This window comes from Paenibacillus pini JCM 16418 (assembly GCF_000576305.1).
GTDB classification, from domain to species: domain Bacteria; phylum Bacillota; class Bacilli; order Paenibacillales; family Paenibacillaceae; genus Paenibacillus_AQ; species Paenibacillus_AQ pini.
Map to the genome: position 1 here is coordinate 241,505 of NZ_BAVZ01000005.1, position 14,573 is coordinate 256,077.

Annotated in this window: 16 protein-coding genes, 1 tRNA gene, 1 pseudogene and 3 riboswitches; of the genes and pseudogenes, 15 read left to right on the forward strand and 3 right to left on the reverse strand. The window is 42.2% G+C overall.

What is annotated here, in order from left to right; all coding sequences use genetic code 11:
- Positions 1–193 precede the first annotated feature (193 nt).
- Positions 194–556: a helix-turn-helix domain-containing protein gene (locus JCM16418_RS10205; RefSeq protein ID WP_036648315.1), complete on the forward strand. Its 363-nt coding sequence runs from the start codon at positions 194–196 to the stop codon at positions 554–556.
- A gap of 124 nt (positions 557–680) precedes the next feature.
- A tRNA-Leu gene (locus tag JCM16418_RS10210) sits at positions 681–764 on the forward strand.
- A gap of 75 nt (positions 765–839) precedes the next feature.
- On the opposite strand, the gene JCM16418_RS10215 is transcribed toward JCM16418_RS10210, so the two are convergent.
- Together JCM16418_RS10215 and JCM16418_RS10220 are read right to left on the reverse strand one after the other, a co-directional pair.
- A complete protein-coding gene (locus JCM16418_RS10215; protein WP_036648316.1) occupies positions 840–1,325 on the reverse strand; it encodes a glutathione peroxidase in 486 nt (161 codons plus the stop codon).
- 127 nt (positions 1,326–1,452) lie between these two features.
- Positions 1,453–1,890, reverse strand: a complete 438-nt coding sequence (locus JCM16418_RS10220; RefSeq protein ID WP_036648317.1) for a hypothetical protein — start codon at positions 1,888–1,890, stop codon at positions 1,453–1,455.
- A 4-nt stretch (positions 1,891–1,894) separates the two neighbouring features.
- Positions 1,895–2,066: riboswitch (cyclic di-AMP (ydaO/yuaA leader) on the reverse strand.
- Positions 2,067–2,462: 396 nt separating this feature from the next.
- A riboswitch (cyclic di-AMP (ydaO/yuaA leader) is annotated at positions 2,463–2,669 on the forward strand.
- Between the two features lie 95 nt (positions 2,670–2,764).
- Positions 2,765–2,933, forward strand: a riboswitch (cyclic di-AMP (ydaO/yuaA leader).
- A 132-nt stretch (positions 2,934–3,065) separates the two neighbouring features.
- On the opposite strand from JCM16418_RS10220, the gene JCM16418_RS10225 reads away from it, so the two are divergent.
- The 5 genes from JCM16418_RS10225 to kdpC all read left to right on the forward strand — a co-directional run bounded on the left by JCM16418_RS10225 (position 3,066) and on the right by kdpC (position 8,143).
- Positions 3,066–3,458, forward strand: coding sequence for a hypothetical protein (locus JCM16418_RS10225; RefSeq protein WP_036648318.1), 393 nt, complete (start codon positions 3,066–3,068; stop codon positions 3,456–3,458).
- Between the two features lie 141 nt (positions 3,459–3,599).
- Complete coding sequence (locus tag JCM16418_RS26890) at positions 3,600–3,677, forward strand: potassium-transporting ATPase subunit F (protein ID WP_373280706.1); 78 nt, start codon at positions 3,600–3,602, stop codon at positions 3,675–3,677.
- A gap of 42 nt (positions 3,678–3,719) precedes the next feature.
- Complete coding sequence (gene kdpA, locus JCM16418_RS10230) at positions 3,720–5,399, forward strand: potassium-transporting ATPase subunit KdpA (RefSeq protein WP_036648319.1); 1,680 nt, start codon at positions 3,720–3,722, stop codon at positions 5,397–5,399.
- A gap of 18 nt (positions 5,400–5,417) precedes the next feature.
- Positions 5,418–7,448: a potassium-transporting ATPase subunit KdpB gene (kdpB, locus tag JCM16418_RS10235; protein ID WP_036648320.1), complete on the forward strand. Its 2,031-nt coding sequence runs from the start codon at positions 5,418–5,420 to the stop codon at positions 7,446–7,448.
- An 89-nt stretch (positions 7,449–7,537) separates the two neighbouring features.
- Complete coding sequence (gene kdpC, locus JCM16418_RS10240) at positions 7,538–8,143, forward strand: potassium-transporting ATPase subunit KdpC (protein ID WP_036648323.1); 606 nt, start codon at positions 7,538–7,540, stop codon at positions 8,141–8,143.
- 92 nt (positions 8,144–8,235) lie between these two features.
- Here kdpC and JCM16418_RS10245 read toward each other — a convergent pair whose 3' ends face one another.
- Complete coding sequence (locus JCM16418_RS10245; RefSeq protein WP_036648325.1) at positions 8,236–9,585, reverse strand: Nramp family divalent metal transporter; 1,350 nt, start codon at positions 9,583–9,585, stop codon at positions 8,236–8,238.
- Between the two features lie 281 nt (positions 9,586–9,866).
- On the opposite strand from JCM16418_RS10245, the gene JCM16418_RS10250 reads away from it, so the two are divergent.
- From JCM16418_RS10250 to JCM16418_RS10280, 8 genes and pseudogenes are all read left to right on the forward strand, one after another.
- On the forward strand, positions 9,867–10,286 hold the full coding sequence (locus JCM16418_RS10250; RefSeq protein WP_036648327.1) for an organic hydroperoxide resistance protein: 420 nt from the start codon (positions 9,867–9,869) through the stop codon (positions 10,284–10,286).
- Between the two features lie 191 nt (positions 10,287–10,477).
- Positions 10,478–10,723, forward strand: a complete 246-nt coding sequence (locus JCM16418_RS10255; RefSeq protein ID WP_036648328.1) for a zinc ribbon domain-containing protein — start codon at positions 10,478–10,480, stop codon at positions 10,721–10,723.
- A 160-nt stretch (positions 10,724–10,883) separates the two neighbouring features.
- The gene (locus JCM16418_RS10260; RefSeq protein WP_036648329.1) at positions 10,884–11,162 is read left to right on the forward strand and encodes a hypothetical protein; all 279 of its coding nucleotides are present in this window, start codon (positions 10,884–10,886) and stop codon (positions 11,160–11,162) included.
- Between the two features lie 80 nt (positions 11,163–11,242).
- Complete coding sequence (locus tag JCM16418_RS10265; protein ID WP_036648330.1) at positions 11,243–11,671, forward strand: thiol-disulfide oxidoreductase DCC family protein; 429 nt, start codon at positions 11,243–11,245, stop codon at positions 11,669–11,671.
- Positions 11,672–11,754: 83 nt separating this feature from the next.
- Positions 11,755–11,955, forward strand: coding sequence for a DUF2642 domain-containing protein (locus JCM16418_RS10270; protein ID WP_242403777.1), 201 nt, complete (start codon positions 11,755–11,757; stop codon positions 11,953–11,955).
- Positions 11,956–12,139: 184 nt separating this feature from the next.
- Positions 12,140–12,328 (forward strand): hypothetical protein, encoded by a 189-nt coding sequence (locus JCM16418_RS23695; RefSeq protein WP_052020187.1) that lies wholly within the window; start codon positions 12,140–12,142, stop codon positions 12,326–12,328.
- A 47-nt stretch (positions 12,329–12,375) separates the two neighbouring features.
- On the forward strand, positions 12,376–13,308 hold the full coding sequence (locus tag JCM16418_RS10275; RefSeq protein WP_052020188.1) for an AAA family ATPase: 933 nt from the start codon (positions 12,376–12,378) through the stop codon (positions 13,306–13,308).
- Positions 13,301–14,541: pseudogene (locus JCM16418_RS10280) on the forward strand (TadA family conjugal transfer-associated ATPase). The gene JCM16418_RS10275 and the pseudogene JCM16418_RS10280 overlap by 8 nt, the downstream one beginning before the upstream one ends.
- Positions 14,542–14,573: the final 32 nt, after the last annotated feature.

Sequence of the window (14,573 nt, forward strand, 5' to 3'; positions counted from 1 at the left end):
TGTCTCCCTGCTATTGAAATAAAGGAATGAATGTATCATACACACAAGATCAGGAACCTGTATAGTTGCAATGATCTATGTGATATAATTTAGAACGACATAAAGCGTAGTATACACTTATTTACGTCATTTTACAAGCATTAAATTACTTAAATGCGTAATTATTTTGGACAACATTGGAAGGCGGTCATATATGCAATCCATTTACGAACGTATTGAAATACTAATTAAACAAAAAGGAATGACTAAAAAGTTATTCTGTGAGAATCTTTGTATTAGTACAGGCAATTTTGGTGATTGGAAGAGGGGGAAATCAACCCCTAGCACAAATAAGCTTATTGAAATTGCAGCTTATTTCAATGTGACTTTAGACTGGCTTATCTTGGGTAGGGAGTCAGATGAGATTGTGCTAAGAGAGGATCGAGGTACATATGGACTTGAGAATTCTAGCAGTGTACCCAGATTACTTAATGGATTAACGGAACAAGAGAAGCATTTTATAAAAGAATATATTGAATTTACATCGTATCGTAAAAAAAGCGATCCAGATGAATGAAGGGCTATAAAATCAGCATCTATAGGGTTGATCATAGATGATACAGGCCCTTTCCCCAGCTGGGGAGGGCGGTTTACTTTTCAATAACAACCATATATAATATGAATGTTCGCTACAATTACTTGCGGTAGTGGTGGAATGGCAGACACGCTATCTTGAGGGGGTAGTGGGTGTATACCCGTGGGAGGTTCGAGTCCTCTCTACCGCATAATGAATAACTTAAAGAAGGCTTTCTTGCTTTTTCAGCAAGGAAGCCTTTTTGTGCTGCTAATTGATGCTAATTTTACTGCGAATTCAGCAGATTTTTAATATCCTCTTCAATTTTGTCAGGGGTCGTTTGTGGCGCATATCGCTTAATAATTCTTCCTTGTTTATCAACAAGAAATTTAGTGAAATTCCATTTAATTGCTTTCGAGCCCATAAGTCCTGGCGCTTCTTCTGTTAAATATTTAAAAAGTGGATGTGCCTCGTTACCATTCACATTTACCTTCTCAAACATCGGAAAGCTTACCCCATAATTCAGTTGGCAAAACTCAGCAATGTCTTCATTAGAACCAGGTTCTTGATGGGCAAACTGATTGCTCGGAAAGCCAAGTACCTCGAATTGTTTGTCATGAAATTTGTCATACAGTTCTTGTAACCCTTTGTATTGTGGAGTAAGCCCACATTTGCTCGCGGTGTTCACAATAAGTAGTACGTTATCCTCATATTTTTGCAAGGAAACTTCCTGACCATGGAGCGTATTCACGTTGAAATCATAGATGGACATCTCGGGTCCTCCTCAAAGCGCTATTTTTCCAAAAATAGGTTGGCTTATATTGCTTACAATTTAATTGTAAACTAATAAACAACCATGTCAAACAGCAGGAGAGAATAAATAGCCATTGACGTATATCTTAGAACAAACAGACATAAGCCTCGGCTTCATGAACAATTTTAGAAACCTCTTCTGGCGGACCAAAGGACGTTTTTCTATCTTTAATGAGGTGAAGAGCATCATAAATAAGCTGAGCTTTGGGTAAGTGGGGAAGAGTCATAGAAGCAAGTACATCTGCTTGTAGTTCAGCCTCGCCTACATATTTACGGTGGAGAAATTTCTCATACCAAGAAGCCCAATAAACCCAATCTGCTGGGCGATTAGCCTCATTTAAGAAGACTTCACTCCACGTGGAACCGTTATTCGTCTTCATATACATGAGAACATGATAATGATCCTCATATACGCGATAGGAATTAGGCTGAGAGGGGTTCAAGTGAAGAATATACAACTCGATCCGGTGAATACATGTCAAACTTTCGGGTACTGGCTCTCGGCCTTTAGCGGACATGATCATTTTAATGTTCTCCTTTGTTTGCTTACGAGGTTAGCTGTCGGATTCGGACTAGAGAGAAGCCCTACCCCAAACGGTTGTCCGTCTGGTGATTCACCCCGTGGTAAGTAAGAAACCGATTCGTTCTTTACCGATTGGTTCCCCCGTTTCCCTGTTCGGGAATTCAGCATATCATTCATTTTTTAATAAACTGGGATCAATCATATAAGACAGTTTACATTTTGTAAAATAGCTTATACATCGAGTTTTAGATGTTCCTCATCCATATATGTCAAGGGCAGTTCATTTTATCCATAAAATAAATGTTTATATCTTATTTACTCTTATTTTCTCGATTCTTCTTATCTGTTATGGAAAAGGAGACATAAGCCTTATGGGCTCTTTTTGGCGTACATCCTTGTATTTTCAAAAACGAGTGAAATAGGGAGCGACAGAGAGTGAGGAGGAGAAAAGGTAAAATGTAAGCGCTAATAACGCCTTAAATGTCCTTAAATCCGATATTATTCCATTTCATGTCAGCTTTACAGTGTGCTCCGTGCAGGTGTATGATTCAAATCGTATTCAATACTGTTTCCATTTACTGATCGCTGAATTTTCACTAGGAACGTGAAAATCGGGGGAACCAATCGTGTGCAAAGCATTGAACCGGTGTGAGAGTCGGGACGCTGCTATTGCCACAGGGGTGAATCTCAGACCGGGGCCATAAAACCGCCGGCTGAGTAGAGCGACTCTCACCGCTCGAATCCGTCAGCTAACCTCGTAAGCGTAGATTGAGAGAGGAATGATGAAACTTGTGATCGAGTAACTTCGGGCCACAGGGGTTCAAATGACCTCTGTGGTTTTATATTGCCAAAAATGCTTAAAACTAATTTTTAGATGTCTAATATCGCTTAATTCTGGCTTAATGCCAGGAGCGGGGGAACCAATCGCGGAACATTCGTATGAATGCCGCTGGGGTGAATCTTTTCAGCTAATAACTGGAAGGATGGGCGACTCTCACGCCCTAATCCGACAGCTAACCTCGTAAGCGTATAGGGAGAGGCAACATTTGTCGTGAGCCATATTGATGACGGCTAGTTTCGTCATGAATGATAGAAGCCGCGGGAGAGGTCCTCTTTTCCTGCGGCTTCTTTGTGTTCTCAATCATTGCCACTGGGAGATTAAGATGGAGGAACAAGATGGAGCACGAAGTAATTATCGTTACTGCGCCAAATGAAGCGGGACGAAAATTCATCAAGCTATTAATGTATTTAAAACGGCCTTTTGCCGTGCTAACAAATAATGTTCAAGAAGAACGCGAATTGTTGAAGATGGGCGTGGAACGGGTTATTCGTCTGAACACGAATTATACGGATGAGTGGGTTGTTCCCGAACTTGAGGTCGGTAAAATATTTCTGTTTGAGAATAGTCTCAACTTAACCTGCCGCTACCTCCAAATTTGTCGTCCATGGACTTCTTATCCGGTGTACGTTATCTCCCAAAGAGGAAGTTCACCTGGCATTTACCGAGGCCTTGGAGCAAATCATATTATCTATACACTAAACGGCGAGGTCGGATTCTTGCTGAAATAGCAAACTTACTTGTGCAAATAAAGGGGAGATTTGAACCATGATGGATTTATTGATGATTGTGACACTTGCGGGTGCTTTCGGTGTCTTTCTATTATTCCTGATGTGGTGCGGCAATGTAGTGGATGGAGGAGGGGAAGACAAGTGATCGTAGTTTCGATACTCCTACTGCTGGTATTTGTCTACTTGATTTATGCTCTAATTCATCCGGAGAAATTCTAGAAATCTAAATATAGAACTCACTCTTTAGAGGAGGAAGCGAAATTGGAAATCCTGCAAATGATTATTGTTATTGCTGTGCTTCTACTACTCGTTAAGCCAGTAGGTACGTATTTATTCCATATATTCTCGAATGAACCTAACCGAACGGACCGGGTATTTGGAAAAATAGAAAATGTGTTTTATAAAATCATAGGTCTTAAAAATCGCTCCAGCATGGGCTGGAAAAAATATGTATTTAGCATGATCATCACCAACATTGTTTTGGTAGCAGTCAGCTATATCATATTAAGACTGATGGGCGGACTTCCAGGGAATCCAAATAAAATTGGCAACATGGAAGCAACCTTATCATTTAACACCGTTATCAGTTTCATGACGAATACTAACCTCCAGCATTACAGCGGAGAGAGCGGGATGTCCTATTTCGGACAAATGGCCGTCATTACGATGATGATGTTTACCTCCGCCGCTTCTGGACTTGTGGTCGCCATTGCCTTTATCCGCGGGATTACACGTAGAGGTGAGGGTCTAGGTAACTTCTTCGAAGATTTCATTAAAGCTCATGTTCGTCTATATTTACCTATCGCTGTTCTGGTTACCTTAGTATTGGTTGGTCTTCAAGTGCCACAGACCCTTTCACCTACAGCTGTTGTTCATTCTTTGAGTGGAGTGGAGCAGCAGATTCCAATGGGGCCTATCGCTTCATTAGAATCGATTAAACACTTAGGTACTAATGGTGGTGGATTCTTTGGGGTCAACTCAGCGCATCCATTCGAGAACCCAAGACCGATTACGAACGTTATTGAAATTCTAAGCATGTGGACGATATCCGCTGCATTGCCTTACACTTTTGGATTATTTGCTCGTAATAAGAAGCAAGGCTGGATTATTTTTACGGCGATGATGACTCTATTTATTGCTTTCTTATGCTTAACTTATTTCTCAGAGAAAGCGGGAAATCCAGTTATTAATCAACTGGGTATGGACAGCTCAATTGGAAGCATGGAAGGTAAAGAGGTGCGGTTTGGGGTAGCACAGTCTGCGCTATTTACGACGGTAACCACGGCGGCAACCACCGGTTCTGTTGATAATATGCATGATACGCTGACGCCACTTGGTGGTTTAGCTCCACTTGCTGAAATGATGCTTAACGTCGTATTCGGTGGTAAGGGTGTGGGCTTCGTCAACATGATGATGTACGCCATTCTCGGTGTGTTTATATGTGGACTGATGGTTGGTCGTACACCAGAATTTCTAGGCCGGAAAATTGAAGGCAGAGAGATGAAGCTTATTGCGATAGCAATCCTTGCTCATCCATTCATTATCTTGGTGCCAACGGCAATTTCGTTTATGACGCATCTCGGAACGGATGCCTTAACTAATCCTACGTATCACGGCCTGAGTCAGTCGCTCTATGAGTATACCTCATCGGCAGCTAATAATGGATCTGGTTTCGAGGGATTGGCCGACAATACAACGTTCTGGAACGTCTCGACCGGACTTGTTATGCTGTTCGGACGCTATATTTCCATTATAGCGCTAATGGGTGTTGCTGGATCGCTAGCCAGTAAGAAGCTGGTTCCTGAAACGATTGGTACATTCCGTACAGATAATAAACTATTTGCGGGTATTTTGATCGGAACGGTTCTCCTGATTGGAGCCCTGACGTTCTTGCCTGTTATCGTATTGGGCCCGGTAGCGGAATTTTTGACACTTAAATAAAGAAGGGAAAGCAAATTTATGAGCGAACAACGTAAGAGTATGCTCACTGGCAATATCGTGAAGCATGCGATTAAAGATAGCTTTATTAAACTAAATCCGATGGTCATGATGAAAAATCCGGTCATGTTCATAGTCGAACTAGGAACCTTCGTCGTATTTCTAATGGTGCTATTCCCTTCTTACTTTAACATTAGTGGTCGATTAGGCTTTAACCTCTGTGTATTCCTAATCCTGCTGTTTACGGTGCTCTTCGCAAATTTTGCGGAGGCACTGGCAGAAGGACGCGGCAAAGCTCAAGCTGACTCACTTAAGAAGAGTAAGAAAGAGACGACTGCTAACAAGCTAGTTGGCACAGAAATCAAAGTCGTAAGCTCCACAGAACTTCGTAAGGGCGATATCGTCATGGTATCGCAGGGCGAAATGATTCCCGGTGACGGTGAAGTCGTAGAAGGGCTTGCTTCTGTTGACGAGTCAGCGATTACAGGTGAATCGGCACCGGTTATTAAAGAAGCTGGCGGCGACTTTAGTTCTGTTACAGGGGGTACGCGTGTCGTTAGTGACCAGATTAAAATGGTCATTACAAGCGATCCAGGAGAATCTTTTATCGACCGCATGATTTCTCTAGTTGAAGGTGCGCAGCGTCAAAAAACGCCTAATGAAATTGCGCTGAACACGCTTCTAACGACACTAACGCTAATATTCTTGATCGTGGTCGTTACACTGGCTCCAATTGCTAAGTATTTGGGTGTCGAATTGGATATACCTGTGCTGATTTCCTTGCTTGTATGTCTGATTCCTACAACCATTGGTGGCCTACTATCTGCCATTGGTATTGCGGGGATGGACCGAGTGACCCAGTTTAACGTGCTGGCGATGTCAGGTAAAGCAGTTGAAGCTTCAGGTGATATCAACACGATGATTCTGGATAAAACCGGTACGATTACATTCGGTAACCGGATGGCAAGTCAATTTATTCCCGTGGGAAATGAAACACTTGCGGACACCTCTTACTGGGCTGCTGTAAGTTCCCTTAAGGATGAGACTCCGGAAGGACGCTCCGTCTTAGAACTGATGAAGAAACAGTCTTTAGGATACGAAACGAGCATTGCAGAAGGTGGAGAATTCATCGAATTTAAAGCAGAAACTCGCATGAGTGGTATTGATTTACAAGATGGACGCCTTGTGCGTAAAGGTGCTGTGGATGCTGTTCGCCAATGGGTTCTTGGTAAAGGCGGTACGGTGCCGGCAAATCTTGAAATAGAATCCAATAAAATAGCCTCCGAAGGCGGTACACCGCTGGCAGTCGCTGTGGATAACCGAATCTTTGGATTAATTCATTTAAAAGACACCGTTAAGCCGGGGATGAAAGAACGTTTCGAACAGCTTCGTCAAATGGGTATTAAGACGATTATGTGTACAGGAGATAACCCACTTACGGCTGCAACCATTGCACGTGAAGCGGGCGTTGATGATTTCATTGCAGAGAGTAAGCCTGAAGATAAAATAGCCGTTATCCGTCGTGAACAAGCCGAAGGTAAACTGGTTGCAATGACTGGAGACGGTACGAATGATGCTCCTGCTCTAGCTCAAGCAGATGTGGGTCTGGCTATGAACAGTGGTACTATAGCGGCGAAGGAAGCCGCAAACATGGTCGATCTAGATTCAGATCCTTCGAAGATCATTGAAGTGGTAGCCATTGGTAAGCAGCTTCTGATGACTCGCGGTGCACTAACCACATTCAGTATTGCAAATGACGTAGCTAAGTATTTTGCGATTATACCGGCCATGTTCATGGTTGCCATTCCTGAAATGAATGTCCTAAACATCATGTCACTAGGATCACCGTTGTCCGCCATTTTGAGTGCACTAATTTTTAACGCTGTGATTATCCCGCTGCTTATTCCGCTGGCTATGAAGGGTGTTAAATACAAACCGATGAGTTCGGCTCGGCTACTTAGTCGTAACTTGTTAATTTATGGTCTCGGCGGTGTCATTGCACCTTTCATTGGTATTAAGTTAATCGATCTTATCGTTCATATTTGGATTTAAATTTAGCTGAAATGATAAAGAGAAAATAGAGATATGAAATAGAGATTATAGAGATATGAAATAGAGATGATGAAAAAGGATGAGATACAATGAAAACATCGGTGGTATCGAATGAACAATCGAATGGTTCCATATGGGCAGTAGCCTTGCGCTCAAGCCTGCTGCTTATCGTGGTATGCGGTATCGTATACCCGCTTGTAAGTACTGGATTAGCCCAGCTAATCTTTCCAAGCCAAGCCAATGGGAGTATGGTCAAGGATAGCTCCGGTAACGTAGTAGGCTCAGAGCTCATCGGACAATCTTTTAAGGACCCTTCTTTCTTTCAAGGCCGTGTATCGAGCATTGATAATGATGCTGCTGGGTCAGGTTCAAATAACTATGCACCATCGAACCCGGAACTACTCAAGCGCGTACAAGAATCTGTAGCACAATGGAAAAAGGAGAATCCAGAAGTACCCTTTAGTCAGGTTCCAGTAGATTTGATTACCAACTCAGGATCTGGTTTAGATCCTCATATTTCACCAGCGTCTGCGCTTGCACAGGTATCGCGTATCAGCGCGTTACGTACCATTTCCCAAGATCAGTTGAAAGCACTAGTAACAAAATATACGGAAGGCCGTGACTTAGGTGTATTTGGTGAAGAGAGAGTTAATGTGCTTAAACTAAACCTTGCTCTGACGGAGCTGAGTAAATAAGATCGACTAATGTTAAAAAGCCTTGAAACTCATGAACATGATGAGTTTCAAGGCTTTTCTATTTATACGGGATGATGATTCAACGTTAACGCCTAAGCTCTGATCGTCTGAATAATCAGGAATACATTTAGAATAACGATGACGACAGTCACGAACCAAGCAAGTATTTTGACCCATAATGGATTTACGAATTTCCCCATAATTTTCTTATCACTTGTGAACTTAACGAGAGGGATCACAGCAAATGGAAGCTGTAAGGAAAGAATAACTTGGCTGAAAATAAGCAATTTCTCCGTACCGCTCTCTCCAGCAATTGCTGTTACAATGACGGCTGGAATAATCGCAATTAGACGAGTAACTAAACGGCGTAACCAAGAAGGAAGGCGAATATCCATGAATCCTTCCATAACGATTTGTCCAGCAAGAGTACCCGTCAGTGTTGAACTTTGACCAGAAGCAAGCAGCGCCACACCAAACATGATACTAGCTAGTGCTGTTCCGAGCAGGGGAGTCAACAAATGATATGCATCACTGATTTCAGCTACGGATGTCATACCTGCTTTGTGGAAGGTAGCTGCCGAGACGATGAGAATAGCCGAATTAATAAATAAAGCGATGGTTAGGGCAATGCTGGAGTCCCAAGTAGCGAACTTGATGGCTTCCTTTTTCCCTTTAAACGTATTCTCATAATTTCGAGTCTGGATAATAGATGAATGCAGATACAAGTTATGAGGCATAACGGTTGCACCGAGAATCGCGATTGCAATATATAATTTCTGTTGGTTCTGGAACAAATCTGCTGTTGGGATAAATCCCGAAAACACGCCACCTACATCGGGTTTTGCTAGAAATAAATCAATGGTAAAGCAGAGGCCAATCGTAGCGACCAAGACCATAATTAGTATCTCAATGGTGCGAAAGCCCTTCTTTTGCAAAAGAAGAACGAGCAGTACATCTACAGCAGTGATGAGTACTCCATACAAAATAGGAATACCGAATAACAGCTTCAAAGCAATGGCTGAACCGATAACTTCGGCTAGATCACAGGCGGCAATAGCGAGTTCACAGAGAATCCAAAGTCCGATGCTGACGGGTCTACTGTATTGGTTGCGGCATGCTTGGGCCAGATCGTGACCCGTTACGATGCCAAGCTTGCTAGATAAGGATTGAAGTAATACGGCCATTAAATTGGAGATAAGAATAACGGCAAGCAGGGAGTAACCAAACTGGGAACCACCTACAATATCAGTTGCCCAGTTGCCTGGGTCCATGTAGCCAATAGCTATTAAATATCCGGGGCCAATAAAAGCGAGAAATTTTCGAAATGTAGAACCATGGGTAGGCACCTTCATTGAACGATTAAGTTCGGATAAAGAGCTACGCTCCTCCGGTTTATTCCGCGACTTCCTCTCGTTAGGCTGCACAATGCCGGAGTTCTTCATATAATCACGCACCTTACTATAATTTAATCTTGAAATATAAATGATCAAGTAGTCAGTTTTAGGATGTTCTAAAAGCTTTTCATTTAATATACATTGTACTCGTACAAATATGTTTGTCTAGGGAAACTTTTATGTAAGAGTACAATTTTTTTTGTAACACGCAATATTAACCACCGTATTCTTTTGTAAATCATCATTTCTGTACATCGTAGTTTCAAAAGAAGAAAACAGCTTTAATAAATAAAGATTGAGTTATTCTCAGGAAAAAGGAGACGATGGAAATGAAAGCTCTTTACACAGCAACAACGACAGTTCATGGTGGACGTGAAGGTTCAGTTACATCTTCTGATGGTGTCCTGAAGCATGATCTCAGTATGCCAAAAGAATTAGGTGGCCCAGGAGGTAACGGAACCAATCCGGAGCAGCTGTTTGCGGCGGGATATGGTGCCTGTTATGAAAGTGCCTTGGCTAATATTGCACGTAAAGAAGGCGTCAACTTAGGTAATGTTGAGGTTACTTCTAATGTAATGATTGGTAAAGATGAGCAAGATGGTGGATTCCGTCTAGCTGTTAAATTGGATATAAAAATCGAAGGAATCGAGCGTAGTCAAGCTGAGGATTTAGCTAAGAAAGCTCATGATTTCTGTCCGTATTCTAAAGCGACAAGAGGAAATATTGATGTCGAACTCAATGTAGTATAGAAGTTATAGACTCTGTTTTACGGATTTATAATTTCAAAGCGCCGGTGTAGGCCATACAAGCCTGCGCCGGCTTTTTACATACAGCTGGTTAAAGGTACACTTATCTTACACATCATTCGTTATGACTTCATATATAGAATAGCTGTAACTTTAAACCTAGCAAGGCTTAATTAGCTTAGGGGGTATAAGAGATGAGCGTACAGGATGCCATGGAAGAGCGGTTTGTTTGTGCAAAGTGTAGCACCAAGCTATGTGATATTCGTGAAATATCCATGACGGGTGCAGGAATTAGTAAGATGTTTGATATTCAGCATATTCACTATTTATTTGTTTCTTGTAAGCATTGTGGATATGTAGAAATATTTAATCCGGATATTCTTGAAAGCAAAAAAAATGGGCAACTAAGCACAGTTTTGGATATATTATTCGGTGAATAGGTACAATATCAAAGATATGGCTGCTTTTGGGATACGGAAGGTATAATCCGGGACTTGTATGGACAACGTGTTGACATGAAGTTTAAAATTCATTAAGATGTCTAAGTACTTGTTACGGGTTTAGATCGGGGCAAGAAATTTAAAAAAACGGGTGATGCAAATGTCTTACAAACCGATGATTTCGAACGTGAGAAAAGCCAGCAGCAATGACAAAGAAGGATTGTATGAGTTCATTATCAACCTGGCCGACGGGACGGAGTGCCGTGCGTTCTTTAATCGTTTTCCGGAGTGGAAAATGACTAACATCAGCCGGTTGCAGAAGACTCCTTGCCCTGTATGTCGCAAAGATTTCATTTGCAAATGCATGGAGAGCTTTAAAAGTGAGTTGGAACAACAGTTGGAAGAACACCAATGGTTCGATAAGGCAATCGCCGAGTAATACATTCGGCCACGAGATACAGGTGCGGGAGCAAATCCCGTGCTTTTTTCTTATATTTAGGTGGGGGAGGCTCAATTGGTATGAATAACAATCTAAATCCAGTTCAAGGCCCATCAGGCCAATCTATTGTACTAATGGATGGTGTATGTAATTTATGTCAGGGTTTAACCCAATTTATTATTCGTAGGGATACTTCTGGATATTTTAAATTTGCTTCACTACAATCGGATATGGGTCAAAGTTTACTTAAGCAAGGTGGATTGCAAGCTGATGTGCTAGATACGTTCGTTCTCATTGAAGATGGCCAGTATTACACGCGCTCAACGGCAGCTTTAAGGATGGTAAAACATTTAAATAAGCCATGGCCAATCCTCTATGGACTTGTGATCATACCCCGGTTCCTACGAAATGGAATATATAGGTGGGTATCACGTAACCGATACCGCTGGTTTGGTAAAGAAGATAAATGTATGCTGCCGACTCCTGAGATTCGGGATCGATTTTTATAGTAAGAGAAGCCTTTCATATTCATGCACCACCCGGCATATGTTTATCAAGGTGATGGTTAATATGGAAAGGTGGAGTTATAAGCGTGAATCAAACATCGTCTATCCCTTCGGAATATGTGTATCCTGTAGATCCATTTGTTGTTCAAGTACTGCAATCCGTTATTGGTAAAGATGTAGTTGTTGAAACCGTACGGGGGGCAAGTCGTGGAACTGTTGCTGAGGTTAAACCTGATCACGTAGTCTTAAAGAAGGAGATCGTTCATTCTTTATACGTATTTGTATGATTGTGTGGATAATGCCGCAATAATAACACCTAAATTTTTGCAGAAATTGTATTGTATTTGCAGAACAGATATGATAAATTGCAATTAAGTAAATATGAATGAACGGAAGCACCGTTTAACAACCGCGAATAAGTGGTTGTTAAACGGTGCTTTTTTTTGTTTTCATAACCGGGAGGGGATTTGTATGGTTCCGTTAAAAATTGTTCTTGCGGTAAAGGAGATACAGTATGTGGAACCTCTGTTGGATTATGTGAATGGAACTGAGTATGGAGAGAAGATGCGAATATCCGCCTTTACCAAAACAGAGGCATTTATCCACTATATGAATAGTGATGAAAGGCCAGATGCTGTAGTGGCGGAGCTTCTTTTTTAGAAGCCTGGAGGCTGCAGGAGGAAGGTGCTACAAATGATTGTATATGGATGATACTTAGTAATGGCGAACCTACAAAGCTTAAGGGTCTTGCACTTGCTAAATATCAGCCATTACCTGAGTTACTCACTTCCATTCTTAACGTATGCCGAAGTTCATCTAAACTTCCATCGGCGAGGAGGAATGTTCAAGATAAGCAGACAGAAGTAATAGGTGTAGTTTCCGCTGTGGGGGGAAGTGGCAAAACAACGGCAGCCCTTAATCTTGCTAAGCAAATAGGAAACGCTGGATTGTCTGTATTTTATCTCAATCTTGAGATGATCAATAGTAGCGCTATATTCCCCAGGAAGGGAAGGAATGTAGAGGATGCTCAAGGGCTTCCTCGTTTGCTATACGAACTCAAGGCTGCACAGGAGGATAAGGAGGCTGAACCTGTTTCACTTGCTTCCTTCACTGTACATCACTCCGATATCAAAGCCGATTTGTTCGAATGTGTGACGAACCTAAAAGAGTTATTACAGCTCGGGAAATCAGAAACGAATGAGCTTCTAGATTGTATCACTGACAGCGGGTCTTATGATGTTGTGATCATTGATACGGATTCGGGGATGAATAATCGTACCGAGACAGTTATCGAGAAGAGCGGACGGTTGGTTTGGGTCATGCTCGATGATTTGATCAATATGCATAAGCATGAGGAATGGTTCTCTTATTTAGAGCGAACGGAGCCCTCATTCTTTGAGGATATAAGATCCAAGAGCAGCTTTGTGATTAATCGATATGTAGGAAATTTGGTAAATGAATTGCCATCATGTATATCAGATATTGATGGAGTTCTTCCGTATATCCCTTCATGGAAACAGAATAGTCATGAAGAATTGCTGCTCAGCTCTCCCATTTATCAACGGGATATACAGAAGTTATGTAGACATTTGCTTGGGGATGAGTTCGTAGTTCGCTTCGAGGTACATTCATATGGATGAGGAATTGTTCCGAGAATTGCGGCATGAAATTAGATCTGGTCTAGATGTAACTTCCGCCCTTGAGAATCGCGAGCTCATGAAGTTTATTGAACGGACGGTTTTTGGGCGTAGTAGTTTACAGCAGCTAACGGCATTAGAGAAACGAACGCTAGTCCGCCGAGTATTTGATTCATTCCGTGGCTTGGATATCCTACAGCCATTGGTAGACAATCCTTCTATTACTGAAATTATGATTAATAGCCACAAGGATATTTTTATAGAAGAAAACGGCCAAGTATCACGTCTCGCACTCCAGTTTGAATCGCAGACTCGGCTTGAGGATATCATTCAAATGATTGTCTCTGGAGTCAACCGGGTTGTAAATGAGTCTTCACCTATTGTGGATGCAAGACTCAAAGATGGGTCACGGGTGAATATCGTTCTTCCACCCATTGCACTGAAAGGGCCTACCATGACCATTCGGAAGTTTCCAGAATCGCCAATGACAATGGAAGATTTGGTTCGTAGGGGGGCCCTGCATGAAGAAGCAGCCGTTTTCCTTCAGAAGCTAGTTGCAAGCAAGTATAACATTTTCATAGGTGGGGGTACGGGTTCGGGGAAAACGACGTTTCTAAACGCGTTATCTCAGTACATTCCTCCTGATGAACGTGTAATTACAATTGAGGATTCAGCAGAGTTACAGATCGTTACAGTTCCTAATCTGGTATCACTGGAAACCCGTAATGCAAATACGGAAGGTCGTGGTGAAATTGCAATTCGCGATCTAATCCGTTCATCACTACGGATGAGACCTAATCGCATTGTAGTAGGAGAGGTACGGGGGAGCGAGGCGCTGGATATGCTACAGGCAATGAATACTGGCCATGATGGATCATTGTCTACCGGGCATGCTAATAGCACTCGTGACATGATCAGTAGACTAGAGACCATGGTACTTAGCGGTGCTGATTTACCTGTAGCTGTAGTTAGACAACAGATTAGTTCGCTATCGACATTTTTATTCACTTATCTAGACTGCGGGATCGAACACGCCGAGTAACTGAAATTAGTGAAGTGGTTGGCATGGAGGATGGTGAGGTACTGCTTAATCCGCTATATCGTTTTGAGGAGACTGGTGAAGCCGCTGGAAAGGTAATTGGGGACCTACAGCCAAGTGGTAATGCTCTTAGAAATCAGGAAAAGTTGCGAATGGCGGGGATGTCCTATCAGCTCCTATGGGAGTGGAGGAGGTGAAAAATTGAAGCTTGGGAACCAAACGAGACAGA